The organism is Mediterraneibacter gnavus ATCC 29149 (assembly GCF_008121495.1).
Taxonomy (GTDB): domain Bacteria; phylum Bacillota; class Clostridia; order Lachnospirales; family Lachnospiraceae; genus Mediterraneibacter; species Mediterraneibacter gnavus.
In genome coordinates this window covers 1858497-1884528 of sequence record NZ_CP043051.1, presented here as the reverse complement: position 1 = coordinate 1884528, position 26032 = coordinate 1858497, and the positions used below count along the sequence as shown (strand labels likewise).

The following is a 26032-nucleotide window of genomic DNA, read 5'->3' as shown; positions in this document are numbered from 1 at the left end:
CAGTTCTTTTTTTATGAACTGTTTCTGAAAATTCAATAAATTTCGTCGATATTCCACTCGTCGTTGTGCCATTTGATCCGCGCTCTGCGGCGTTTTTCCGCTTCCAGTTTGCGCCTGCGGATCCGCCGTATCTGCAGGACTCTTAAGTAAAAGACAAAGCCCGCTGACAAAAGTACCACTCCGACACAAACAGGCAGTATGATCTTCCACATTGCGAGTTTCTTTTCATAAACGATAGAAATCGTATGTGCCCCCTGTACGGATTTCAAAGTATATTTGCTTTGATACTTTTCCAGATCGATCTCTTTTTTATCAATCTTGACTGAAGCGATTCTGTATCCTTCTTTCTCCGGATAATCTGCCTCAAATGCTTCTCCGCGCAGCACTGTTTTCCTGGAAACTGACGGCTTGTCCTCCCCAACCTGAACCTTTACTTCAACCTCATACTGGTAAGGCACTTCCGTCCTGTACAATCTGACCTTCTTTGTCCCGTCAGATAATGTGACATTCACAACCGCCAGAAAGACTCCCGGATCTAACTCGCAGATTGATTCCGGCTCATCACTGGTGACATGATCCTCAAACTGAAAATCCAGCTTTTCATAATACAGCAGTTTCTTTTCAGAAAGAGAGTATACATTCAGAAAATCACCATTTCCCGAGAACAGTGTCAGAGGAAAATTCAAAACATAATCTTCTGTCACGCACAGATCCTGATAATTTCCATCCCCTGCATAACCGCCCAGATCTCCCAGATCTTCTGTGACCTGAAACTCATTATTTAAAATCTTAAACTGATATCCTCCATCTGCATTTGTCTGGATCACATACCTGTCATTTGCCGAATCATAACCGATTCCCAGGATATTATAGGAATCTGTCACTTTCACCTTGCGCTTGAATTTCAGTGTATCTGCATCCATGATAAAAAGACATCCTCTGTTTTCCTTCTGATAACTGGTATAAAGACTGACCGCGATCTCATTGGTATTCGGATTATATGCCATTCCATTGGCATGTTCATAATCTGTCTCCTGTACCTGCATTGCAAGGGAATACTGCTCGACCGGATTGCCGTTTTTATCCTTGTCATTGCGATAGTATGCCTTTACAATATCCGGCTGTCCACTTCCATCCAGCACGTTTTCCAGACAAACGATGTAATCATCTGTCGCACATATGGACTGTACTACTCCATGTTCTGTTTCGATCGATTCTTCCTTCACCATCTTCCAGGACAGATTTTGAAACGCCTGCGGTGATGCAATCTGAGCTTGTACTGTAAACGGGCAGAGCACAGACAACAGCAGTCCTGTCAGAATGCCAAACGTCCATGCCTTCTTTCTCACAGCACCAGTTCCTCCCACTTGTCACCTGCCCCGAACGTGCAGTGAAACCGTTTCGGAAGATCACCGGTTCCAAGCAGATAATTCTGATACTTCATGATCAAATCTACTGCCACAGGGATTGCCCCCTCATACAATTTATTCAATAACAGACAGTATTCCCTACATTTTGGATTCGGTTCTTCACTCATCACCAGCCCATGGAACTTGTCATACTGTCCGGCTGTCTTCATTGCTCCAAACAACAGGTTTCTCTTTGTTTTTCCCGGTGCATACAACGCTTTATGGCACAACTGCATCCCTTTCAGTGCTTTTCTCGCCTGCTGGGCAGTCACATGATCAAAAAACGGCGCGACTACCTTTGCATTTTTCTCAGTAGCATGGATATGCTCCGTCTGCCTGTAAGTCAAAGGATCAAATTTGTCCTCTATCAGCAGATAACGATCAAACTCCATCTCAATCTCTGAATGACCGATTCCACTTTTCTGAATCATCTTTTCTACGTAAGGATGACACTCACTGTCCAGCGCAAAATGGCAGATAAAGCCATAGATATAAGCCCTGCTCATGGTTTTGTCATCTGCATCGGCGATTACCTTTTTCGCCCTTTCAAAGAACAAATCCGCCATCTGCTTATGCATTCCATATCCCTGTCCGCTCACAGAATTGGGAATCAGTGCTCTATAATAAAACAAAATATCCGGTCCGTGCAGACCGATATCAAATAATTCTCTGTTTGTCTCCATTGCCGTCTGGATTCTTCTCGGAAGTGCATCCAGAACATCTTTTCCAAATCGATAATGTGTATACGTTGTCGGCATATGCTCTCCCCTTTCTTCAATCAAAACTCCCGCTGCTTTTGTTTTTTCAAAACCTATTTTATATCTTATCACAATTTTCCAGAAAATAAACGAAAAATCCAAATCTGTTACAAGTTTCCCCTTGACTTTTTATCAGATTCTCCTATATTATAAGTAGAACGGTGATAAACCGTATGATTCAGGGCTTGTACTGGTTTCGACAGGGGTCTTGAAGATGGAGAAGCTATCCGCAGGCAGATGCGTCAAATCGCAAACTTAAAATTAAACGCAGACGAAAATTACGCGTTAGCAGCCTAGTTGCTGCTTGTCAGCCTCAGGGCACTCACACCTTGAGAATCTGGCATCGACTTTTGTGAGAAACGATGGCAGTTAAGCTTTGCGCTGTCAGGCGTATCATGAAGCTACCGAAGCTGTAAGGATGTCCGTTTTCGTGCAGCCGGGGGAATCAAAAAGAACTGACTATGATAGTAGAAGTACATGGGATAGGCTTTTGGACGCGGGTTCGACTCCCGCCAGGTCCATTGAAAAGGGAACGGCGAAATATCGCACGTTCCCTTTTTACTATTTATTCATACTTTTCTTAACCACAATTTTTTATCACCACTGTGTCAGTTCTCTTACAAAATCATCGGCCGGATGCTCCTGTATTTCCCGGGGTGTACCAAGCTGTGCGATCCGCCCCTTTTCCATTACAAGCACGCGATCTCCCAATTTCATCGCTTCTTGAATATCGTGTGTAATAAATACGATTGTCATATGAAGCTGCTTTTGCAAAGACAGCATTTCATTTTGCATTGCCCGTTTTGTGATTTCATCCAAAGCTCTAAAGGGCTCATCCATTAATAAAATCTTTGCGTCTGCCGCAAGTGCTCTTGCAATGCCCACTCTCTGCTGCTGTCCTCCGGAAAGCTCCAACGGATAGCGATCTGCCATCTCTTCCGGAAGCCCTACTGTCTTTAGCAGACGCACCGCAAGTCTTCTGTTTTCGAGCTTGTCTTTCTTTCCGCTGATCACCGGAACATATGTAATATTCTCTGACACAGTCATATGCGGGAACAATCCTTTGTTCTGGATCACATATCCGATACTTCTGCGAAGAGCGATCAAGTCTGTCTCTGCCACATTCTTTTCTTGCACCAGTACCCTTCCGGAATCTGGAGTGTGAAGGCCGTTGATCATACGAAGCATGGTTGTCTTTCCACATCCGGAACAACCGATCACCGTCAAAAACTCCCCTTCCGGTATTTCCAGATTAAAATCTATAAGCACCTGTTCGTTTCCAAAACTTTTGTTTACATGTTCAAATCGAATCATTTCTATTCTTATCCTCTGTCTTGACTCTATTTCTTTAACAGTCCTTCTGCAAGCAGAAACTCTTTTGCTACTTCTGCTTCATCTTTTCCCTCTTCTTCTACCTGATAATTCAATTCTGCCATTTTTTCATCTGTCAGAATTCCATCCATCAGCTCAAGAGTTTCTTCCAGTTTTGGATATTTTTCCAAAGCATCTTTTCTGACCACTGTAGAACAATAGTAGTTGGTCTGATAATTCTTATCATCTTTTAATACCTTTACATCGTCCCTGCTGATCTGTGCATCTGTAGTATACCCGTTTGTCACGTCAATATCTCCCTTTTTCAGGGCTTCATATTTTAATCCAATATCAATATCCTTTACGGCTTTAAAATTCAAACCATACGCTTTGGAAAGTCCCGGGAATCCGTCTGCACGTTCAATATAATCCGGATTACCGCCGAATACCAATTGATCTGACACTTTTGCAAGATCGGAACAGGTCTCCAACTGATACTGATCCGCAGCTTCCTTTGTTGTCACCACTGCATAGGTATTGTTAAATCCGTATAGACCAATCCATGTCATATCAAACTCTTTTTCATACTCTTCCTGAAGCTTGCTTAACATTTCTTCATCACTGACTTCTCCCGCTTCATGTCCAAGTACCATGATCCACCCACTGGAGGTATATTCCGGATACAGATCAAACTCTCCCTTTTCCATCGCCGGCTGGATATTGCTTGTACCACCACCGATTCCCTTGGTAAGCTCCACTTCATACCCTGTCTGTTCCTCGATCAGCTGTGTCAGCATCTCTCCTAAGATATACTGCTCTGTCATCGGTTTTGTCGCAATTTTAATCGGTTCTTCTTTCTCTTTTGCGCATCCCGCAATCCCAACTACCATGGCACCTGCCAATAAAACTGCTGCTATCTTTTTTACTTTCATATACTGTTTCCTTTCTTCATTCGTTTTTCTAATATACCCAGTAAAAAATCACAGATCAACGCGATCAATGCAATCAGAAAACTGCCGCAAAACGTCATTGCTGTATCATAAATCGTAATTGAACAAAATCGCTACGCGATGGCCTGCCGAGGCTGTGGCATAGCGATTTTCTGTTTTCTATAACAAAACAGTGGAAAGCAAGTCCTAAAAGTAGTATTGTTAAATCACCACAAAATAACAATCAAACAGGATCGACCTCTCCACTGCCTATGAAAAGAATACCACCCTTCCACTTGGTTGGCAAGCGGTTTTATGACCCCAATGCTCCTCCGTATAAAGCAGTGTTTCTGATAACTACTGATTTTATATGGAGGATTTTATTATGTATGAAAAATATTTAGAACAGCTTGAGGAAGCCGGGAAAATCCGTAACCTCAAAGATCGTTCCATCAGTTGCTATAAAAACTATGTTTCTTACTTTCTGAAATATCAGAATAAGAATCCCAAAGAACTTACCTGTCAGGATGTCAGGGTTTTTTTGCTTGCGAAAAAAGAGGAAGGACTGAAAGCCACAACTCTGAATCTTTACAATTCTGCCATCCGTTTTTTCTATCGAAATGTCCTGCATATCCTTTGGGATGACATCACAGTTCCACGTATGATCCTAGAACATAAGCTTCCTACTGTACTGACTGCCTCTGAGATTGACCGCCTGTTAGATGCTGTTGATGATATCAAATATAAGGCTATGTTCGCAGTCATGTATTCCTCAGGTATGAGAGTTTCTGAAGTGATCCATCTTCATTATGACGATATCTCCCGTTCAAATATGCAGATCCATGTCCGGGATACCAAGAATAGAATGGACCGTTATACCATTCTCTCCAAACGTTGTCTGGATATCCTTACACAATACTGGTTTGAGAAAGGTCGTCCCCGTGGCATCCTGTTTCCGAATAAATTTACCGGTAATTATCTAACAGTCAGTACTCTGGAACAGGTAATGCGACGGGCAGTAGCTGATACAGAACTTCCAAAGGCAGCAACCCCTCACTGTCTCCGCCATAGCTTTGCAACCCATCTGATGGAACAGGGCATAGAACGGCATAACATTCAAGCACTGCTTGGACACCGTGATCCGAAATCTACGGAAGTTTATCTTCATGTCAGCAACAAATCCCTCATGGGCATTCAAAGCCCTTTTGACAGGAAAGATGGTGCTGACCATGAATAAACCCACTGTCCAGGATATTTTTCGACATTTTTATACAGCATACCTTGAAAAGTATTCTCCATCCCCGGAACAGGCAAAAACTGCCCGGAACATCTTGAACTGTAAAACAGGAGCTTATGGTGCAAATATCAGTGTATGTGAAGACTGTGGTGCTGTCCAGATCCATTATAATTCCTGCCGTAACCGCTGTTGTCCCATGTGTCAGGCAGTCCCAAAGGAAATGTGGATGGATGCCCGCAGGGAAGATGTACTTGATGCACCTTATTTCCATCTGGTGTTTACAGTCCCTGATATTCTGAACCCAGTCATTTACAGTAATCAGAAACTGTTATATGACACGCTCTATCATGCAGCCTCTGCTACCATTCAAGAACTTACATCAGACCCAAAGCACCTTGGAGCTTCCGTTGGTTATATCTGCATCCTTCATACATGGGGCTCTGAAATGAACTTCCACCCTCACATTCATATGATACTGCTCGGCGGTGGACTGACACCGAAAAATGAGTGGAAAGATAATGGTACGGAGTTTTTTCTCCCTATATGGGCTATCTCCAAAGTATTTCGTGGGAAATATATGGATGAACTGAAAAATCTCTGGAATACAGATCAGCTTGAGTTTCATGGAACAGCAGAAAAATACCGTAATCATTATGAATTCAAAGAACTTATAGATTCCTGTTACGACACAGAATGGGTTCCTTACTGTAAGAAAACTTTTAACGGTGCACAATCTGTGATTGATTACCTTGGAAAGTATACCCATAGGATCGCTATCAGCAATCACCGCATCATCCATATGGATGATGAAAATGTTACTTTTTCTGTTAAGGATTACCGGAAAGAAGGACAATGGAAGGAACTGACCATTTCCGGCATTGAATTTATACGGCGTTTTCTGATGCATGTGCCCCCCAGACGTTTTGTCAGGATCCGGCATTATGGACTTCTATGTTCCCGCAGCAAACACAAAAAACTCACTTTATGCCGGAATCTTCTCGGATGCAAAAAATATCTTTCAAAGCTCAGGGATAAGGAAATGCCGGAAATACTGAAACAGCTATACAGGATAAACATCTGTGTATGTAAATCCTGCGGTGGACATCTTGGAAAACCACAACTGAGAATACCGCAAAGGTGTTAAAATCCAAATCTTTTATATGTTTTTTAAGCCTCAAAATCCTGAGGTTTTATTGTTGTATCTATTTATCTGAAAATCCTTGATTTCTGTAGCGTCTGCATAGGAAATCCTGTATAATCATGGATAAGAACAAAAGATTAAAAGTCCATAGGTAGTATCTACTCGGACGCTCACTTTGTTCAATTAGGTCAAATCGAAAATGGAGTAAACGAAGGGGCAGTTCACTGAAATGTCAAAACTGCTTTTTCGTTTACCCCATCATCGATTCTAACCTAAAGAATTTGTGGAGAGATTTCCTGAGTTTTCCTTATTTTACAGGCTTTTTAGCCCCTTAGATAGTGAAATGATATGTATTTTCCCTTATTTTTACCCTTGTGAGGAATCCGCAAGGGAAATAAGGGAAATTTTTATTTAAGCGTTGCTCGCTACTTTATCAAGAAGTCTTGCGGAATCCCGCTTTGCTTTTCTTGTTGAGTGAGCGTAAATGTTCATTGTGGTACTGACATCGGAATGTCCTAACAGTTCCTGTACATCTTTCGGAGCAGCTCCATTCGAGAGCAGGTTGCTGGTGTAGGTATGTCGTAACTGGTGAAAGTGAAAATCTTCAAATCCTTCCAGCTTTTTTGATACTGACCTGCAAGCAATGCCGAGTGTACTCGGCAGTTCCAGACTGCCATCCGGTCTGAGGCAGACAAAGGATATTTCTTTATAATCTGCCGGGACTTCCTGTGTTCCGTCAAGGTGATAGTATTCATAATACACCCTGTTTTTCACATGCACCTCTTTGTAGTAGTTGCGGTGGTAAAGTTCCCCGTACTGCATCCGGCTTTTCAGTTGTTCCCGTCTTGCTGCTTTCAATATTTCAGTCAGCGTATCTCCAAAATCAACAATCCTTACTTTCTTTCGCTTGGTCGTTCCAATCACATTTTTATGCTTTGCACCGTCGTAACGGATACTTCTTTTAATGGTCAGGCATTGATCTTCAAGGTTGATGTCCTGCCATGTAAGACCACAGGTTTCACCGATGCGAAGTCCTGCATAATATGCAATCTGAATCGGCAGGATCGCAGGTGGATTTTTCTTTTCCAGATACTTGATAAGTCGCTCATAATCCTCATGTGAAATCGGCTGTGTGCCATCTTCGACTTCATCATCGGAAAAGAGGTCAACTTCCTCTGCCTGTTTTTTCAGCTTAATATACTGCATCGGATTGAAACTGATTAACTGTTTTGGAAATACTGCAAAACGGAATGACTGCTGCAACACTGCGGAAAAAGAATGGATATAATCTTTACTGTATCCTTTTCTCACTTTTCCGTCTGGAAATTCGCCACCGAATGTAAGCAGATCAAGAAATGCCTGTAAATGTTCGGCAGTAACTGTTTTCAGTTTACGGTCTGCAATCGGGTGTTTCTTAGTGCAACGGATTGCACTGAGATAATTTTCCACTGTGCCATTACTGAGTGTTCCGGTTTTCAGTTCTTCTTCTGCCCACATGTCCAGAAGTTCACCTACGGTAAGGTTATCTGCTTTTGCAACAAATTTCTTATCTTCGTAATCTTCCAGTGCCTTGCGGAGAAGTTTTTCTGTCTCACTTTTGCTTTCGGTTCCGGCATATTCTTTCTGAACCATTTTGCCGCTTGCGTCCTCTACATAGAAGCGGTAGTACCATTTCTTTCCTTTCTTTCTAACAGATCCTTTTGCCATAATCGTATGTCTCCTTTCGATATCAGACAATCGGAACTGCTGAAATGCTTCTTGCGTGTAAGTATATCATAACTCCGATTATCTTACTATACCGATTCAGAATCCTCGTACATAACTTCGGATAAAAGATTTGCAAGCCGTTGTTCTGCTGTTTCCGGTTTCTTGGAATAGAGCCTTACAATATCTGCCATGTCATTCAATGCGTTGACAGTATGGGTGATCTCCCTGAGAAACATGATCTCGTTATATTCATCATTCGATTCAAACCCCATTACTTTTGCAATGTCCGCTTCTTTGGTATTGCCTTTGTAATTCTTGCAGGCGAACTGGAACGAATCCAAAAACAGTTCATATTGTTTCAACATTAACAGCAGTAGGTCTTTGGAAAAAGCATCTTCTGTTTTCGTAAGGTCAAGAGGTAACTGTTTGAGAATATCCGTCATGGCATCACGAATCTGTAATTCTCTTTTATCCGTAATGTCGGTTTCATATTCGTCCGTTTCCCCTCTGAGCCATTCCACAGATACATGGAGAGCTTCTGAAAGACCTTCCAGCACCATTTTCTTTGTATTGTCAATCGTTCCGGCTTCATATCTCTGAATCGTAGATGCAGTCACACCCATCTTTTCAGCGATATAAGGCTGTGTCAGATTCAATTCTGTACGGCGCTGTTTTGCCCTGCTACCGATCAGCTTGCGTAATTCTTTATCTTTCATGCTGATGTGCCTCCTTTTTCGGTATGTCATTACTATACCACATAACAAACAATATTGCAATATGCAATTAAACAATAAACAATATAATTTCGTAATGCTTGACAAGATGATATAAACACGCTATACTGACAGCACAAAAGAAATTGCATAATGCAATTTATAAGGAGGTGGTCACATGACGCAAAGAAAGATTGCCTTATCTATTGAGGAAGCTGCGGATTATACGGGAATCGGCAGGAACACCCTGAGAAAACTGGTGGAGTGGAAGAAACTTCCGGTATTAAAGGTCGGGAGGAAAGTCCTGATTAAAACGGATATGCTGGAACTTTTCATGGAAGCCAATGAGGGCAGGGACTTAAGGGATAAAGGAAATGTGAAAGCCGTCACAAGAAACGGTTCCACTTAAAAAGGCGGTTCCCGAAGAAACCGCCAAAGGTTTTATCAGACCGAAGCCATGATATACCTACACGCAAGCAGATTATACCATGTACTTCGTCTGACAGACAACAGGAAACTTATGTTTGGTAGAAAAAAGAAAGGACGATGATATTTATGGCAAGATCAACAAAGAGTTATGAGGAGCGTCTGCTCCAGTTGGAAAAAAGAGAACAGGAAAGCCTTGAAAAAGCGAAACAGTACGCAGCACAGAAACGGGAACTGAAGAAACGTCAGAAAGATGTGGAAACAAAAAAACGAACCCACAGGCTCTGTCAGATTGGCGGTGCGGTGGAATCAGTGATTGGTTCTGCGATTGAGGAAGAAGATATTCCGAAGCTGGTCGGCTTCTTAAAAAGGCAGGAAGCAAATGGGAAATTCTTCTCAAAGGCAATGCAAAAAGAGCCAGTTGCGAATACGGAGGAAGTGTAATGCCGGAGGGAGTGGAGTTTCCATTCCCTTCATTGCTTTTTTATGAAGGGCGCACTTATGGACAACCAGAGGTCGTCCGTATAAGTTTGCCACAGGTGGCAACCGGTCTGCGCTAACGCTTGCCGGGCTCGTTCCGTCGGCGGGCATTTCATGCAGACCTGCTCATGTCGCAGGAGGCACTCTTCGCCAGAGGGGCGCATTCCATGCAGGCTGTTATGCACAGAGCACTCTTACGCAGAGGGCGTTCCGGCAGATACCATTCTCTTTTACAGGAAATGTTAACTGCCGGAAATCAATGCCGGGTACGGCAGAAAGGGGGGAAACGGATCATGGCGATCTTTCATTATACGGTAAAGATTGTCGGACGCAGCAAAGGGAAATCCATCATATCAGCGTCTGCCTATCTCAATGGTGATGTAATGAAAAATGAAGAAACAGGCAGGATCAGTTACTACACTTCCAAAAGAGAAGTTGTTTATACCAGTTTGATGATGTGTGAAAATGCACCGCAGGAATGGCAGAATGTACCTGCCGAAAATATCAAACGGTTTCAGAAATCTGTCCGGTATAAAAGGGCAGACAACAAAGAAGTTGTACTGGAGAAATTCAAACTTACTTTTCAGAAACAGTGCTTATGGAATGAAGTTTTGAAGATTGAGAAAAGTTCAGACGCACAGCTTGGCAGATCGTTTGAGTTCTCACTTCCAAAAGAATGGAATCGACAGGAACAAATTGAATATACAACAGATTATATTCAGAAAAACTTTGTGGACAAAGGCATGTGTGCAGATTGGAGCATTCACGATAAGGGCGACGGAAACCCGCATGTGCATTTACTTGTAACCATGCGTCCCTTTAATCCCGACCACTCATGGGGAAACAAAGAAGTCAAAGACTGGGAGTTTGTCAGAGATACTGACGGAAATATTGTGGTTGATGAATCCCACCCGGACTGGTGGCAGGTGGCAGGATAAAAAGAATCCTGACCGTCATGGAATCCGAATTCCGGTATTGGACGAAAACGGTAATCAGAAAGTTGGTGCAAGGAACCGTAAACAATGGAAACGGGTGCTGACCGATGCTACCGGATGGAACAATCCAAAGAATTGTGAATTATGGCGGAGCGAATGGGCGAAAGTCTGTAATGACCATTTATCAGTAGAACAACAGATTGACCACCGTTCCTATGCAAGACAGGGAAAATTAGAAATCCCTACAATCCATGAGGGTGCTGATGCAAGAAAGATTGATGAGAAATTCCAGAGTGGACAGGTGCAGACAGCTTCATGGAAAGTAGAGGAAAACCAGATCATAAAAAGACAAAATGCACTGCTGAAAAAGATACAGACCAGTTTCGGAAAAGTATCTGGTGCATTATCACAGTGGAAGGAGTGGTTAAATGACCTTAGAAGAAAGCCGGGAAGTCATTCCCATGATGGAGTCAATGATAAACCAGATCGAGGAACAGCAGAACCTTATGGCAGAGATGGTACAGGAATTACAGGAACGGGACAGACAGCTTCTGTCCTTTCAGGAGCAGAACCAGAGTTTGCAGATCTTAAACAGCGAGTTATCCGGGCTTCTGAATCTTTTGCCAGATACAGAAGAACTGCTCTCCCAGATCGAACAGCAAAAAGTCAGAATCGAACAGTTGGAAAACGAGAATCAGCAATGGCAGGAATTAACGCAGAAGCTGAACAACGAGAACAGCTTATTACTGACATTAAACAGCAGATAGAGAAAGCGAGGGATATTGATGAACGAATGCGTAAACTTAGAGAACGTCGGGCGGGTGGAAGAACTCCTGGCAATGACGGAACAGATGCAGGACGAACTGGATCAGAAAGACCAGACAATTCTGGAACTGAACAGGCAGCTAAACAGATCGCTGACCTTGAACGAGAAATTGAACAGCGAAAACAGAGCCGAGAATATCGAAGCATTGCGGACAAAATTAAAGCAAACAGAGGAACAATTAACCAGCGAGACAGACAGCAGGAAAAGAGCCGACGCAGAAGTCGTGGCATGGAAATTTAAGTACGAAAAAGCGGAGCAGGCAAAACGCTATGCACAGACACACCAAAAGACGGTAGAGGTGCCTGTCGAGAAAAAAGTGCCTTATGAGAAATGCGATAACTGTGACCGTACTGCTTATCAGAAAGCAAAAGAAAAATGCGATAATCGAAAAATTCAGTTGGAGAAAAAATATAAACAAATGACAACAGGTTATGAAAGCCTTATGTTCCTGTTGGCATGGTACAGCATAGCAACTACACTGTTCACAGCTATCCTTTCTCCGGTTTTTCTTAACGACTGTATCACCTTTTTCGGTACGATTGGTAAAGGAATCATAAACCTGTTTCGAGAATTTGTTACAGGAGCAGATTCTTTCGGACAGTTAAGCAATGGAATCTCAAACAGTATCGTTTCCGGGATTGTGTACTGGCTGATCGCGGCTATTGTTATGGGAATTTTATTCATTATAACGGGATTCCTGATAATTGGGATTGGCTATCAGGTGGGAAAAATCTACCGGAAATATTGTTGGGATATCATCAGCATTATGGTGGCAATAATGAGTACAGCTATCGTAATCTACTTTGGCGAATGGATAAAATCTGTCATTCCGATAAACCTCATTGTACTGTTACTACTTGTATATGTGGTCTATATTGGAATTCGATGTTATGTAAAAGACTGGCGAGAAGAGCGGGGATATTATTAAGAAAAACACAGGGAGATGTCTTTATCTTCCTGTGTTAAAAATGAAGCATTGATTATTTTTATATGAGAGGGATTATCGGACAGACCTATATCGTGTTACAAAGTGTTGTAAAGCCTGCAATTTCGTGATTTTTAAAATTGACCGTTTTATAGGATAGTATAAAAGTTTGTTAGAGAATCTTAAAAATAAACATTAAAATTATATAAATCACCACTATTATAGGATACTATAAAAAATAATTCAAAACAAGTCTTTTATTTTTTTAAAGAGTGATATATATTAAGTGTATACAAAAGCATGCGCATTCTTTTAAAGTCGTCTATAAATCTTAAATTCCTCAAGAAAAGAGGAAAATCATGAAAAAAATTAAACGTTGTATAGCAATTATTTTGTCAATGGTTTTAGGATTTTCGATGTCAACAGTATCTTTTGCTAGTGAAAGGTATAATCAAAATGACAATTCGAAGGGGAAAATTGCATGAAAAGAAAGTATTGGGCGTTATTAGTTTTTGCGTTAATAATAGTATTGCAGTGGATTGGATTAGGATTTCATGGTCAAATAAGGTTTATTTTTTTGATAATTATATTAGTTCTAATTGTTTTATTTGCAATATTATTGCGAAAATAGCAAAAGTGATTTGTGAATAGTGAGGTAAAGGAACAAGGTGAAGCCGATACACTTAGGGCAGTCCTTTACGGAACGGACACAGCCAGTACCGCAATGATACATAAGAGGGCTTGAAAGAAGGTCACAAACCTTGCAAGTCCTCTTGTTTATTCTATGTGTCGAGCCCGTCTATGTGTCAGATTGCATTTTCTGATAGACTGTTTCTTTTCGTGACTTATCAAAGAAAGTTCTCCTGTCGGGTATGTTCCAATTGTTTATTTCGGATATAAGCGTCTAATTCACAATTATATTCGTAGAGGCGAAAGACTACTTTGTTCTAAAAGGTATTTCTATATCTCTAATGAATCTTCCGCGTTCACCCACATCTGCAAATTTCCATCAAGATATAATCTTGCATATTCAAGTGGTTCATCAACTGCAAGTGAAGTTAATGCACAGTCTGATCCGGGAGTGGTTTTTAAATTCTTTTCTGCTTCCCAACAATCAATGCGAAGCATATAGCCAGCACTGGTATAAACATCAATACTGTTTCTGTGTGGATTGTATTCTGCAAATATCGTTCTCATCGTATCCTATCTCCTTATCATTCAATCAATCATCAGATACAAAAATCAGAAGCATTTCAATCAGTTCACCATGTCACTTTTATTTTGTGTTATACTGTTTTATATGATTTTCTTGCCCTTGTATTTGCCCTTATCAGAATTCGTAAACACTGATGGGACGATATAACACAAGGGAAAGAATAAGGGAAAGCTCATCTGCGATAAATCCAGTGTTTTCAAGGGTTGGCAGAGAATTTAATAACAAGATATAACAGTTATCAAATCTCTTAAAACAGGTGAAATCTCAATCGGAATTCCTCTGTAAATCGCAACCCCCAGACCACCGGCTCCGATAAACGATGCGATGGCCGCAACAGAAATTGTCATTACGACCATATTTCTGACACCTGCTATGATCACGCCCATTGCCAACGGCAGTTTGATCTTCCACATGATCTGCATCCTGGTACTTCCCATCGCCTCTGCTGCCAGAATGATTTCTTCACTGACCCCTTTGATTCCTGCATAGGTATTTCTCACCATAGGCATGATCCCGTAAATCGTCAACGCTGCAACCGCCGTTGTATTTCCGATTCCCAAAAACGGAATCAGCATTCCCAAAAGCGAAATCGAAGGTATGGTATAAAATACATTGGCAACTCCCAGAACCGGCCCCGCTGCTTTTTCATGCTCTGAAATCCAGATACCAAGCAGCAGCCCAATGCTGCCCGCACACAGAATTGCTACCAGTGACAATCCAATATGCGCTGCGATCAACTCTAAAAACCAGTCTTTTCTTTCCACATACAACTGGATAACTTCTTTCAAAAAACTCACTTGTGCTTCTCCTTTGTATTATTTCTCTCGGCAGATAGATATTGCTATTATAAAGCAGGACCCGGAATTTTTCCCAAAATAATTTTGGCACAGGAAAATCCTGTGCCAAAATCACCTCACATCTTTTATTAAATATCTTTTGCAATCTCATATGCTGCCCAAATTGCATCCATCACATTGGTCGGCCGTTTTGCATCTCCGATCAGATAAACATGATCTCATGTTTCATTTCCATTCCCTGCCGTCCGGAATTTCACCACTACGCCTTAAGAATCTTTTCTAGTGTTTTTGCAACTCCGTCTTCATCATTTGAATATTCTGTTACTCGATACGCAAGTTCTTTTAAAGCATCAACCCCATTTATCATTGCATAAGAACATGGAAATTCCTGAAACATAGATATATCATTTTCACCATCTCCAAACACGACTACTTCTTCTGGTAAAAATCCAAAATGCTTCATCGCTTGCTTCAACATAATTCCTTTTTTTGCTTTTTGAGAGGTCACTTCCATATTATTTTCAAAAGAGGAAAGAACAGACAAGCCACTAGCGTCATAAATTTGTTGCTTTATTCTTCTGATTTTGGGAATATCATCGCAGAAAACCAATATTTTACGAATATTATGTTTTTCTTCAAATAATTTCTCGTATCCATCCTCCAAATAATCCGAATACTCTGCTAATTCCATCGTAGTTGTATAATCTCCCCGATCTGTATTGATTTCAAATCCAAGATTTTCACGATGAAGCTTTTCACATACAAACCTTGCTAAATCCGTATCTATATTTTCAGACTTAATCAAATTTCCATTTGTATCTCGAAATTCAGCCCCGTTCATTAATATATAATCGCAGCTAAGACCGTAATTCTCCATAATTGGTCGGGCACCTCTATCTGATCTTCCTGTTACAGTCACCCAACGTATTCCGCTGGCCTGTGCTTCTTTTATAATTTTAATCGTATATTCTGAGATAGACCAATCCTTTCGCAATAGTGTTCCATCCAGATCACTTGCAATCATTCGAATCATCTTCTTTACTCCTTCTGCATATCCTGTAGCAAATACTCTTGGATGTCCTTTAAATTTTCCTCATTCATTAGGTAATCCACATATATTACTTTTGTTTTTTTCGATAAATTTACATTATAAACACGAGCAGTAGAAATTAATAAATCCACTGGAAGTGGATTTAATCTATACTCTGCCAGCGACATTTTATTCAGAATCTCAATCCTATCTCCGCAATAATCATTGATACGACGTATCATATTGTCTGCAATACTTTCTCCGATATCACACAAAACAACTGCTTTCAATCGTCTTTCATAATATGCACGCAGGTAAATTGCAATGTAACATAGTTCATGAATGTTTGCCTTTATATGATATTGTTCTTCCAGTATTTTATTTAATTCATCTGCCGCTTCAACGTCCCTTTCATAAGAATTCAGAATATCTTCCAGCACTGGATTTGTTTCAAAATATCCCTGTTGAATACGCTTTATCATCTTCATGATATGTACAGATAACCTTGATATTAATTCTGAATTATTCCGATAATTCGTATGAAATCTTCTATCTACTCTGTCTAAAAATTGATTTGTAATCAAAAGATATTCCTCTGGTATATCATACTCTTTTCCTAACACATATAACACTCTTTTTGCACTGAGACATTCTTTCAGAAACAATTGATCCCAGCCCCCTATATGATATCCCATTTCGCAAAGAACCGCACATATCGATTCAACACATGCATTCTCACAGCTGATATCATCCATCTGTTCTTCAAGAACAAACTGTTTTTCAGTTCTCATCAAACTGATAAAAATATCAAGAGCAAATCCTTCTATTGCTTTATCAATCAATCGATACCCGTGTTCTGCAAGAATTCCTGGTAATTGACGATATAGTGAAATATAATCCTCATACTTCTCACTACCGAATAAAAATGTAATCACACGCTCCATTAGGATTGAACCATAAGTTCGATAATTTAAAATTTCTGCCAGGGCATGTCTCTTAATTCTTTCATTTCCACTAATCCACATTCCTTTTTTCCCGGACTCTAGAAAAAGTCCATGATACCACCTGATCGTATCTTGAATCTGTTTCTTTGTCTGCAGCATTGCCGTTTTTGATACATAAAGCTTTTCTGCCAATTTTTGAATAGATACCGGTTCGTTTAAAAAGAAAAGCCAGGAAATTCCAAACAAAAATCTTTCATCCGGTGTTTCTGGAAAGATCACTCTTTTGCTTTCTTCAATGATCGCATCCAGAACTTTCTGAACTTGAGCACGATCTTCTTGCTTCACATAATATCCTCCTGTGCTGGATGAATGAATGAAAACATTTTCTCGTTGAAGAAACTTATTTGCCTCTTTTATTTCTGCTCTTAGTGTTCTTTGACTGATTTTCAATTTATCCATCAGTTCTACCGAAGACATTTTTTCATGTCCTACGAGCGTCCTTATAATTTTAATCGTTCTGTTGTACATTTTGTTCTCCATCATGTCTACTCGACAATCAGATCACATTCCTCCACATACTGACTGTCCGTTCCTACCATGATTTTATAGTGTCCAGCATCTTTTGTCCACCCAATATTTGGAATCCAATAATCCCAGCTTTTCTTTTCTAAAGGAATATTTATACTCACGCTTTCTCCTGCACGGATCATCACCTTTTGATATGCAGCCAATTCTTTGACCGGTCTTGCCACTTTGGATTTCATTTTGTGAATGTATACCTGGATTACTGCTTTTCCTGCCCTATTTCCTGTGTTTGTCACTTTAATCGGCACGGAATATGCTCCATCATCTAATTTCTGTATTTCTCCATCAAATACTACAACAAAGTTCGTGTAACTAAGCCCATATCCAAATTGATACAAGGGTTCATTTGGAATATTCAGATACTGAGATTTATATCTTGGCTCCTGCTCCAGCAGTTCCTTCGGACGCCCAGTATTTCCCATATTATAATATACCGGAATCTGCCCACTTCCATATGGAAAACTCATTGTCAAATGTCCCGATGGATTCACTTTTCCAAACAGCAAATCTGCTGCCGCATTTCCTCCCTCTGTTCCTGGAAACCACATTTCAATAATTGCGTCTGAATAGGGCACAATTGACCGCAAATCTAATGGACGTCCATTGAATAGTAATACAACCGTCTTAATTTTGTTTTCAAATAGTTCTTTTACTAATCTGCATTGTGATTCCGGAAGCGTAATCTCGGATCTGCATCCAGCTTCTCCCGACCATAATTCTGGTTCTCCCAGTGCAAGGATTGTTACATCTGCTTTTTTTGAATCTTCAAGAATATGTTCCATTTCTTGTTTTGATATTTTTTCAAAAGGAAGTGGAATTATGCTTTTTAAACATCCCCCTCTATTACGGAGTCCCTGAGCTACACTAACAGCATCTTCAACAACCCCGTCTACAGACCATGGTCCAAGTATCTCTTGCGATTCTGCATATGGACCTGCCAAAACAATGGATGTATCCTTCTGTAACGGCAGCACAGCATGATTTTCTAATAAAACACATGACTCTAATGCCATTTCTAGTGCTGCCTGTCTATTCTTGGCACAACGTAATTGATTTTTTTCACGCAGTGCATTCACTCCACGATATGGATCCTCGAACAAACCAAGCTCTTTCTTTAATAGAAGGATGCTTTCAACGGCTCTATCCAATAATATTTCTATATTGGGATCAAGATTTACATATTCGTCTATATTTTTCATGATAGTTGTCGTTGCCATTTCAATCTGAATACCGGCCCGCAAGGCTTCTTCTCCAGCATCAGTATCGTTTTCTGCTACACCATGCCGAATCAATTCCATAACGGCGCCCCAATCTGATATAACCGTCCCCTGAAATTCCATTTCACTTCGAAGGATATCATTTAAAAGCCATCTGTTCGCAGTTGCCGGAACACCATTCAAAGCTTGAAATGCAGCCATAACTAATTTTGTTCCCGCATCTATACACGCTTTAAATGGTGGCAAATATTGATTCCTTAGTGAATATTCAGAAACATCTGCTGTATTATAATCTCTTCCACCTTGTACAGCACCATATGCCGCAAAGTGTTTGACACATGCAGCCATGCTCTCTGGATGTTTTAAATCTTCTCCTTGATATCCACGAACCATAGCACTTCCAAAATCTGCATTTAATCTTTTATCTTCGCCAAAACTTTCCATGACACGTCCCCAACGCGGATCTCTTACAACATCTACCATCGGGGAAAACGTAACCTGATATCCAGCAGCGCTCCCTTCTTTTGCAGACACAGCTGCACTCTTTTCCACTAATTCTGGATTAAATGAACAACTCATTGCAAGTGGTACCGGGAAAATCGTCTGATATCCATGAATGATATCTGTCATAAACATCATTGGAATCTTGAGGCGGCTCCGTTTCATATTCTCTGCCTGTATATTGCGCATAGACTCTGCATCCATTTTCCCTAAAATGCTTCCTGCCTGCCATTTTTCGCACTCTGTTATTCCTAACTTGTTTTCCGTTCCGGTCAATTGACTCCCTTTAATCTGAAAATACCGGGAAGGCAACTGTGTTACCTGCCCGGCTTTTTCTTTGAGAGTCATTTGCCGAACCAGATTCTTTATCTGATTCTTGTCCATATTACTCCTGTACATCACCTTTCATTCCAAAAACATAAGTCAATGCAAATGCTGCACCAAATGCAACCACATTTACCAATATGTACAATGGAAACTGCTCATTTAAATATAATAACATTCCCGGGATACCAGTAATTGACATCCCTGTTCCTTTTAATCCCAGAATTGCTGCTAACCAGCCTCCGATTCCTCCTCCTAAGCAACCGCATACAAAAGGACTGACCAATCTTAAGTTTACACCAAATACGGCCGGTTCTGTAATTCCTAACAAAGCAGATACAGAAGACGGATATGCAAGTGATTTCATTTTCACTGATTTAGATTTTACAGCTACAGCCATTGCAGCTCCTGCCTGTGCAACATTACCACATGATCCTACTGGATTTACTGGATTCCAATTTGTTTTTGCAAGCATTTCAATTTCCACGAGGTTCAATGCATGATGAACTCCTGTTACAACAATTACCTGACATAATGCTCCCCAAATAAATCCTCCAATCCCAAATGGAAGTTCAAACAATGCACTTACAACACCAACCAAACCTACTTCAACCGTATGGAAAATCGGTCCTACAAGGAACAACCCAAGGCAAAGAGATGCTAATACTGTAACAAACGGTGTAATAATCAAATCTAATGCATTCGGTACATGATCATGCAGCCACTGTTCTATTTTGGATCCTAGAAATCCAATAATAAATGCTGGAAGAACAGAACTCTGATATCCATTCACTTTAATGAACCCAAAGAAAATCATTGGCTCTGCATTTCCCTGAGCTACATCCCAGGAAGTTGGGAGAATATTACTTACAAGCATCAAACCGATAACAATACCAAGTACTGGAGATCCGCCAAATTTTTTAAATGCCGACCAGCAAACAAGTACTGGCAAAAATCCGAAGGCTGTATCTGTCAGAATCTGAGTAAACTGAAGGAATTGCTGTGGAATTGCATCCGAAGATGTCCCAAAGAATGCAAGCAGAGCATCCTGTGTCAGAAGTCCTCTTAATCCCATGAACAAACCTGTGGCTACCATTACCGGAATAATTGGAACAAAAATATCCGCAAAAATACGAATCAATCGCTGCAATGCATTTCCATTCTGAGCTGCCGTAGCTGCCTGTTCATTTTTGGAAGTGCCTGAAATACCCAGTTTCATTACTTCTTCGTATACTTTGTTCACGATACCTGTTCCAAGAATTATCTGATACTGCCCCGCCGTAAAGAAACATCCCTTTACAATGTCAATTGCCTCAATTTTTTTATCATCAATAAGTTCTTTGTCCTTTACGATCAAACGCAATCTTGTTGCACAATGCGCTGCTGAAATAATATTTTCAGCACCTCCGACAATCTCGATAATCTCTTTCGCAATTGCTTTATAATTTGTTGCCATTTCTATGCCTCCATCCTCCATATTTTAATTCTAATTGTTTTTTCGGATTCAACTTCAACCCATTTATCATCCGTAAAGAAAGATTTAAATGTAAATACTTTTTCTCCATTATTCACAAAAATTTCCGCAGTAGACTGATCTAAAAACACCCTGATATTTTTAATCACAGAAATCTCTGCCCGTACTTCGTCATATTCCTCGCTGCTCCAATGCTTTCTTTGAATAACCATGCTGTTATTAGCAAAACTAATTTTCAGCACATTTCCAAAATTAAAAGAAAATTTTTGATCAGATATCTGCTCTGCCAGTAATTCTGCGCTCCATGTTTCCTGATTAATGAAAGTGTGTCCTTCTGCTTCGATTACACGCTCATGTCTTCTGATACTTTCTAATTCCTTAACCGGTTGCTGATGAAGCTTTCCGTTCTGTACAAACAACTCTCTCGGAATTGTCAGTGAATGTAACCAACCCTCTTTCACTGTAGGCTGACTCATCTGATAATCCAGCTTACCTGCTCCAAGCCATCCCAGTAGAATGCACCGTCCCGATTCATCTACAAAACTCTGTGGCGCATAGAAATCGAATCCTGCATCCAGCAAATTGCCCACATCGTCTAATTGAAATTTTGCTTCGATGTAGTCCATCTTTCCACTGAAAACAATTCCTTTACACCCAGTTTCTTTTTGACAACTGACTATTAAAAATTGTTGTCCGTCTATATCCACTATATCCGGACATTCGCACATATATCCCCAGTCCATTGACGGATCTAGCAGATTTCCCCGGTAATCCCATTTTTTCAAGTTATTCGACTCAAACAATGCCACATTACCTTGCAATTCTTTTGTCTGTGCTCCTACAACCATCCACCAGCTGTTATTTTTCTTCCATACTTTCGGATCTCGAAAATGTGCAGTATATCCATCAGGCAGATAGATCACAGGACCTTCTTTCTGAAAAGACTTCCCATCGTCAGATACAGCAACACATTGATATGTTTCTCTCCCCCCTTCAGCATCCCTTACATTACCTGTATAGAACAGAAAATACTTATCTTCTGTTGTAATACCTGAGCCTGAATAGCAACCATTTTTTTCATACCACTCATCAGGCTGTAGTGCGCTCCCTTCGTCCGTCCAATGCACCAGATCATTTGAAATGCAATGTCGCCATTGTTTACTCCCCTGTGGAACAACATCTGGCAGCCACTGGTAAAACACATGATACTTTCCACGAAATTGTGCCAGACCATTTGGATCATTCAAAAAACCTTGTTCCGGTGAAATATGATACTTGGGTCTCATCCTTACTCTCCTTCCTCTTTCTCATGCCCTCATTCTACACCAACTTGTGAATTTTAAAAATTCATTTTTTTGCCAGTTCGCTGTGCAAAAATGTAACCGCCTAATTTTATATTTATTATTGCGTAAATTTAGGAAAACTTTTAAACTGCATTTTATAACAAATTTATTACTACTGATAGAAGGGATAAGAAGAATGATCCAAAATGATTTAAATATTGATAAATTTATCTATGGGGGTGATTATAATCCAGAACAGTGGTTGGATAGACCCGATATCCTAAAACAGGATTTACTTCTTATGAAAAAGGCACACATAAATACTGTAACACTGGGTGTTTTCTCCTGGTCTACTTTAGAACCAATAAAAGATTGTTTTAATTTCACCTGGCTGATTGACATAATTGACAAACTCTACGACAACGGCATCCAGGTCATACTTGCCACACCATCTGGAGCCCGTCCGCGTTGGTTGGCAGAAACATACCCCGAAGTTCTCCGTGTCCGTGAAGATCGTACACGCCAACTATACGGGGAGCGGCATAATCATTGCTACACCTCACCTGCTTACAGAGAACGTGTTCGAATCATCAACCAAAAGTTGGCTAAAACATTTCGAAATCATCCGGGAGTAATCCTGTGGCATATTTCCAATGAATACAGAGGTGAATGCCACTGTCCATTATGTCAAGAAGCTTTTCGCAACTGGTTAAAAAACAAATATAAAGATATTAACAGCTTGAACCGGGCATGGTGGACAACCTTTTGGAGCCATACCTATAATTCATTCCATCAAATTGAAAGTCCATCTTCCATAGGAGACCACGGACTACACGGCCTCAATCTTGATTGGAAACGATTTGTAACAGATCAGACAGTTGATTTTATGTGCGAAGAGATACATGCTCTGCGAGATGGTGGTGCAACTCAGCCCGTTACAACTAATTTTATGGATGATTATAAGGGCTTAAACTACTACAATCTGGCAAAGCACATCGATTATGTATCTTGGGACAGCTATCCTGCATGGAATAAAGAAGACGAAATTCGTACAGCATACAATACAGCACTGCAGCATGACCTCATGCGGAGTATGAAACAGAAGCCATTTCTTTTAATGGAATCCTGCCCCTCCAGTCCAAACTGGCAAGCAATAAGTAAACTAAAAAAACCGGGATTGTTACAATCTGCTTCTCTACAAGCAATTGCACATGGTTCGGACAGCGTACAATATTTCCAGATCAGACAAAGTCGTGGAAGTTTCGAAAAATTCCATGGAGCGGTCATTGATCATTATGGTGGATCTGATACACGCGTTTTCAACGAAGTAACTGAAACTGGTGCATCCCTCATAGAATTAAAACAAGTTATTGGAAGCAAAGTAGATTCATCCGCTGCTATTATTTATGACATGGAAAACAGATGGGCAATGGAAGACGCGAAAGGTCCCCGAAATGAAGGACTTTTTTACCATGAAAGTGTCTTAAAATCCTACCAGGCGCTTCGAAAAGCAGCACTCAATGTGGATATCATTAACATGGAGCAATCCCTTGATTCTTATAAACTTGTGGTTGCACCAATGTTATATATGTTTCGATCTGGTATCGAAACAAAATTGCGTACTTTCGTTGAAAATGGTGGGATACTAATCATGACATACTGGAGTGGAATCGTAAATGAAACGGATCTGTGCTACCTTGAGGGAACTCCACATAGCTTACTCGATGTATTTGGACTTAGAAGCAAAGAAATTGATGGACTCTATGAATGGGAAGAGAATTCGCTTATTCCAATCCCTGAAAACTCTTTGCAACTGCATACTTCCTATAAATGCAAAAATCTTTGTGATTTAGTTCAACTCAATGGTGCCACACCACTCATGAATTATGGAAGTGATTTTTATCAAGGCACACCTGCACTGACCGTCAATCAGTATGGTAAGGGATATGCTTACTACATCTGTACCGACGCAGAAGAACTTTTTTACCATGATTTTTATGCCAAAATTTTAGCTAAACATCATATTCATTCTATTCTAAATACAATTCCTGATGGGATTGAGGTAACAAGTCGGACAGATGATGAATACGAATATATCTTTATACAAAATTTCTCATACCGCAATATCAACATAGTACTGCCAAAAAAGGGGGATATCATCTACGGAAATAAGAACGGTAATATTCGCCAATATGAAACCATTGTTTTTCGGAAAAAACTTTTTTAAAAACTCCTGCAAGATATTTCTGAATGATTAAGAATTTTCTCGTAAGATAGCAGTTGTTATCTATCTTTTTCTTTTTATAGAAAAATTACAGGGGCAAAGCGACTCGCATGAGTCATACTTGCCCCTGTTTAGAACTATCCACTTTCTAGCATGTACCATTTTCTTCACAATTAAAACAATCCTTTTAATGCCGGATAGTATTTTTTGAATTTCTGGTAGCGTTCTTCATACTTTTCCACAAGCTCTGCTTCCGGCTCCACAGTTTCCACCACATGGATCAGTTTATCCACAGCGCTTTCCACATTTTCAAATTCTCCGCATCCGACTGCTGCCAGAATCGCAGCACCGTATCCGGGACCTTCCTCACTTTCGATCACATCGACTTTCAGATTCATCACATTTGCAATGATCTTTTTCCAGAGCAGACTCTTTGCTCCGCCTCCGCAGATCTTCGTGCGTTCAATCTGAATTCCAAGATTTCTCGCCACTTCCAGAGAATCACGAAGTCCAAATGCAACGCCTTCCAGAACTGCCTGCGTCATCTCTTCACGTGTGGTGTCCATGGACATCCCGATAAATGCAGCTCTTGCAGACGGATCATTATGAGGGGATCGCTCTCCCATAAGATAAGGCAGATAGAACACCTGATTTTCACCCAGCTTTACAATCTCTTCCTGCTCTTTTGCATACTCTTTTGTCTTTAAAATTTCATCCATCCACCATTTATTGCAGGATGCCGCACTGAGCATACATCCCATCAGATGATAATTGCCGTCTGCATGTGCAAATGAATGCAGCGCATTGTACTGATCCACACCGAACGTCTTGCTTGATATAAAGATTGTACCGGAAGTTCCAAGAGAAATATTGCACTGACCGTCTCCTACTGTTCCGGTTCCCACTGCCGCAGCCGCATTGTCCCCGGCGCCTGCAATGACTTTTACATCTGTGCCAAGTCCCAGTTCTTCTGCAATTTCCGGTTTCAGATTGCCAACCACTTCATAACTTTCATAAAGCTTTGGCAGCTGCTCTTCCCTGATTCCGCAGATATCCAACATCTCTTTTGACCAGCATTTATTCTGTACATCTAAAAGCAGCATCCCCGATGCGTCCGAATATTCGGTACAAAAAGTACCGGACAGCTTATATGCCAGATAATCTTTTGGCAGCATGATCTTTGCGATCTTTTCATACAACTCCGGTTCATGATTTTTCATCCACAGGATCTTTGGAGCCGTGAACCCGGCAAATGCAATATTGGCTGTATATTTGGACAGTGTTTCCTTGCCGATCACCTGATTTAAATAATCCGTCTCTTCCTCTGTTCGTCCGTCATTCCAGAGGATTGCCGGACGAAGCACATGGTCCGCCTCATCGAGTACCACCAGACCATGCATCTGACCGCCAAAACTGATTCCTCTGACCTGACTTTTGTCACACTCTGCTGTCAGTTCACGGATTCCTTCCATACTCTGGGCAAACCAGTCCTCAGGTTTCTGTTCTGACCAGCCCGGATGTGGGAAATACAGCGGATACTCTCTGGATACAATTTTGTGAATATTGCCGTTCTCATCCATCAGCAGCAATTTCACTGCTGATGTTCCAAGATCCACACCTATGTATAACATACGCTTCCT

22 protein-coding genes, 1 other RNA gene and 1 pseudogene are annotated in these 26032 nt (G+C 40.7%); 10 read left to right on the top strand and 14 right to left on the bottom strand.

Annotation, left to right across the window (positions count from 1 at the left end; translation table 11 throughout):
• Positions 1-32 precede the first annotated feature (32 nt).
• Together FXV78_RS09235 and FXV78_RS09230 are read right to left on the bottom strand one after the other, a co-directional pair.
• Positions 33-1349, bottom strand: a complete 1317-nt coding sequence (locus FXV78_RS09235) for a hypothetical protein (RefSeq protein ID WP_004841381.1) — start codon at positions 1347-1349, stop codon at positions 33-35.
• Positions 1346-2167: a zinc dependent phospholipase C family protein gene (locus tag FXV78_RS09230; RefSeq protein ID WP_039959464.1), complete on the bottom strand. Its 822-nt coding sequence runs from the start codon at positions 2165-2167 to the stop codon at positions 1346-1348. Before FXV78_RS09230 ends, FXV78_RS09235 begins: the two co-directional genes overlap by 4 nt.
• Before the next feature lie 181 nt (positions 2168-2348).
• Here FXV78_RS09230 and ssrA point away from each other — a divergent pair.
• Positions 2349-2691, top strand: a transfer-messenger RNA (tmRNA) gene (gene ssrA / locus FXV78_RS09225).
• A gap of 73 nt (positions 2692-2764) precedes the next feature.
• Here the strand turns inward: ssrA and FXV78_RS09220 are convergent.
• Positions 2765-3481, bottom strand: a complete 717-nt coding sequence (locus tag FXV78_RS09220; protein ID WP_004841377.1) for an ATP-binding cassette domain-containing protein — start codon at positions 3479-3481, stop codon at positions 2765-2767.
• A 26-nt stretch (positions 3482-3507) separates the two neighbouring features.
• The gene (locus FXV78_RS09215; protein WP_004841374.1) at positions 3508-4410 is read right to left on the bottom strand and encodes a glycine betaine ABC transporter substrate-binding protein; all 903 of its coding nucleotides are present in this window, start codon (positions 4408-4410) and stop codon (positions 3508-3510) included.
• Between the two features lie 382 nt (positions 4411-4792).
• Here FXV78_RS09215 and FXV78_RS09205 point away from each other — a divergent pair, with 382 nt between their 5' ends.
• Positions 4793-5644: a tyrosine-type recombinase/integrase gene (locus FXV78_RS09205; RefSeq protein WP_039959762.1), complete on the top strand. Its 852-nt coding sequence runs from the start codon at positions 4793-4795 to the stop codon at positions 5642-5644.
• Positions 5637-6788: an IS91 family transposase gene (locus tag FXV78_RS09200; RefSeq protein WP_004843169.1), complete on the top strand. Its 1152-nt coding sequence runs from the start codon at positions 5637-5639 to the stop codon at positions 6786-6788. The genes FXV78_RS09205 and FXV78_RS09200 overlap by 8 nt, the downstream gene beginning before the upstream one ends.
• Positions 6789-7196: 408 nt before the next feature.
• Here the strand turns inward: FXV78_RS09200 and FXV78_RS09195 are convergent, their stop codons facing one another.
• Positions 7197-8492 (bottom strand): tyrosine-type recombinase/integrase, encoded by a 1296-nt coding sequence (locus tag FXV78_RS09195; RefSeq protein WP_004841158.1) that lies wholly within the window; start codon positions 8490-8492, stop codon positions 7197-7199.
• A gap of 86 nt (positions 8493-8578) precedes the next feature.
• On the bottom strand, positions 8579-9208 hold the full coding sequence (locus FXV78_RS09190) for a helix-turn-helix domain-containing protein (protein WP_004841162.1): 630 nt from the start codon (positions 9206-9208) through the stop codon (positions 8579-8581).
• A 175-nt stretch (positions 9209-9383) separates the two neighbouring features.
• Here FXV78_RS09190 and FXV78_RS09185 point away from each other — a divergent pair, with 175 nt between their 5' ends.
• The 6 genes and pseudogenes from FXV78_RS09185 (at position 9384) to FXV78_RS09170 (ending at position 12800) form a co-directional block, all read left to right on the top strand.
• Complete coding sequence (locus tag FXV78_RS09185) at positions 9384-9614, top strand: helix-turn-helix domain-containing protein (protein WP_002578307.1); 231 nt, start codon at positions 9384-9386, stop codon at positions 9612-9614.
• A gap of 146 nt (positions 9615-9760) precedes the next feature.
• A complete protein-coding gene (locus FXV78_RS09180) occupies positions 9761-10075 on the top strand; it encodes a hypothetical protein (protein ID WP_009243674.1) in 315 nt (104 codons plus the stop codon).
• A gap of 164 nt (positions 10076-10239) precedes the next feature.
• On the top strand, positions 10240-11049 hold the full coding sequence (locus tag FXV78_RS19045; RefSeq protein ID WP_004841172.1) for a MobA/MobL family protein: 810 nt from the start codon (positions 10240-10242) through the stop codon (positions 11047-11049).
• A pseudogene (locus tag FXV78_RS19040) lies at positions 11012-11272 on the top strand (MobA/MobL family protein); the annotation flags it as partial. The gene FXV78_RS19045 and the pseudogene FXV78_RS19040, both read left to right, overlap by 38 nt.
• Before the next feature lie 202 nt (positions 11273-11474).
• A complete protein-coding gene (locus FXV78_RS19035) occupies positions 11475-11813 on the top strand; it encodes a hypothetical protein (protein WP_165480282.1) in 339 nt (112 codons plus the stop codon).
• A gap of 18 nt (positions 11814-11831) precedes the next feature.
• The gene (locus FXV78_RS09170) at positions 11832-12800 is read left to right on the top strand and encodes a DUF6040 family protein (protein WP_456299312.1); all 969 of its coding nucleotides are present in this window, start codon (positions 11832-11834) and stop codon (positions 12798-12800) included.
• A gap of 957 nt (positions 12801-13757) precedes the next feature.
• Here the strand turns inward: FXV78_RS09170 and FXV78_RS09165 are convergent.
• The 7 genes from FXV78_RS09165 to FXV78_RS09130 all read right to left on the bottom strand — a co-directional run bounded on the left by FXV78_RS09165 (position 13758) and on the right by FXV78_RS09130 (position 22171).
• A complete protein-coding gene (locus FXV78_RS09165; RefSeq protein ID WP_004841179.1) occupies positions 13758-13994 on the bottom strand; it encodes a DUF6061 family protein in 237 nt (78 codons plus the stop codon).
• A gap of 234 nt (positions 13995-14228) precedes the next feature.
• On the bottom strand, positions 14229-14810 hold the full coding sequence (locus FXV78_RS09155; protein ID WP_004841181.1) for an ABC transporter permease: 582 nt from the start codon (positions 14808-14810) through the stop codon (positions 14229-14231).
• 259 nt (positions 14811-15069) lie between these two features.
• Positions 15070-15843, bottom strand: a complete 774-nt coding sequence (locus tag FXV78_RS09150; protein ID WP_004841183.1) for a Cof-type HAD-IIB family hydrolase — start codon at positions 15841-15843, stop codon at positions 15070-15072.
• A gap of 5 nt (positions 15844-15848) precedes the next feature.
• Positions 15849-17243 carry a BglG family transcription antiterminator gene (locus tag FXV78_RS09145; protein ID WP_159308435.1) on the bottom strand — a complete coding sequence of 465 codons (1395 nt, stop codon included), beginning with the start codon at positions 17241-17243 and terminating at the stop codon, positions 15849-15851.
• 86 nt (positions 17244-17329) lie between these two features.
• Positions 17330-19471, bottom strand: coding sequence for a glycoside hydrolase family 3 N-terminal domain-containing protein (locus FXV78_RS09140; RefSeq protein WP_039959391.1), 2142 nt, complete (start codon positions 19469-19471; stop codon positions 17330-17332).
• 1 nt (position 19472) lies between these two features.
• The gene (locus FXV78_RS09135; protein WP_039959395.1) at positions 19473-20867 is read right to left on the bottom strand and encodes a sucrose-specific PTS transporter subunit IIBC; all 1395 of its coding nucleotides are present in this window, start codon (positions 20865-20867) and stop codon (positions 19473-19475) included.
• A gap of 2 nt (positions 20868-20869) precedes the next feature.
• On the bottom strand, positions 20870-22171 hold the full coding sequence (locus FXV78_RS09130; RefSeq protein WP_004841190.1) for a glycoside hydrolase family 32 protein: 1302 nt from the start codon (positions 22169-22171) through the stop codon (positions 20870-20872).
• Positions 22172-22364: 193 nt separating this feature from the next.
• Here FXV78_RS09130 and FXV78_RS09125 point away from each other — a divergent pair, with 193 nt between their 5' ends.
• On the top strand, positions 22365-24395 hold the full coding sequence (locus FXV78_RS09125; protein WP_004841192.1) for a beta-galactosidase: 2031 nt from the start codon (positions 22365-22367) through the stop codon (positions 24393-24395).
• A 170-nt stretch (positions 24396-24565) separates the two neighbouring features.
• Here the strand turns inward: FXV78_RS09125 and xylB are convergent, their stop codons facing one another.
• Positions 24566-26023 carry a xylulokinase gene (gene xylB / locus FXV78_RS09120; RefSeq protein WP_004841193.1) on the bottom strand — a complete coding sequence of 486 codons (1458 nt, stop codon included), beginning with the start codon at positions 26021-26023 and terminating at the stop codon, positions 24566-24568.
• Positions 26024-26032: the final 9 nt, after the last annotated feature.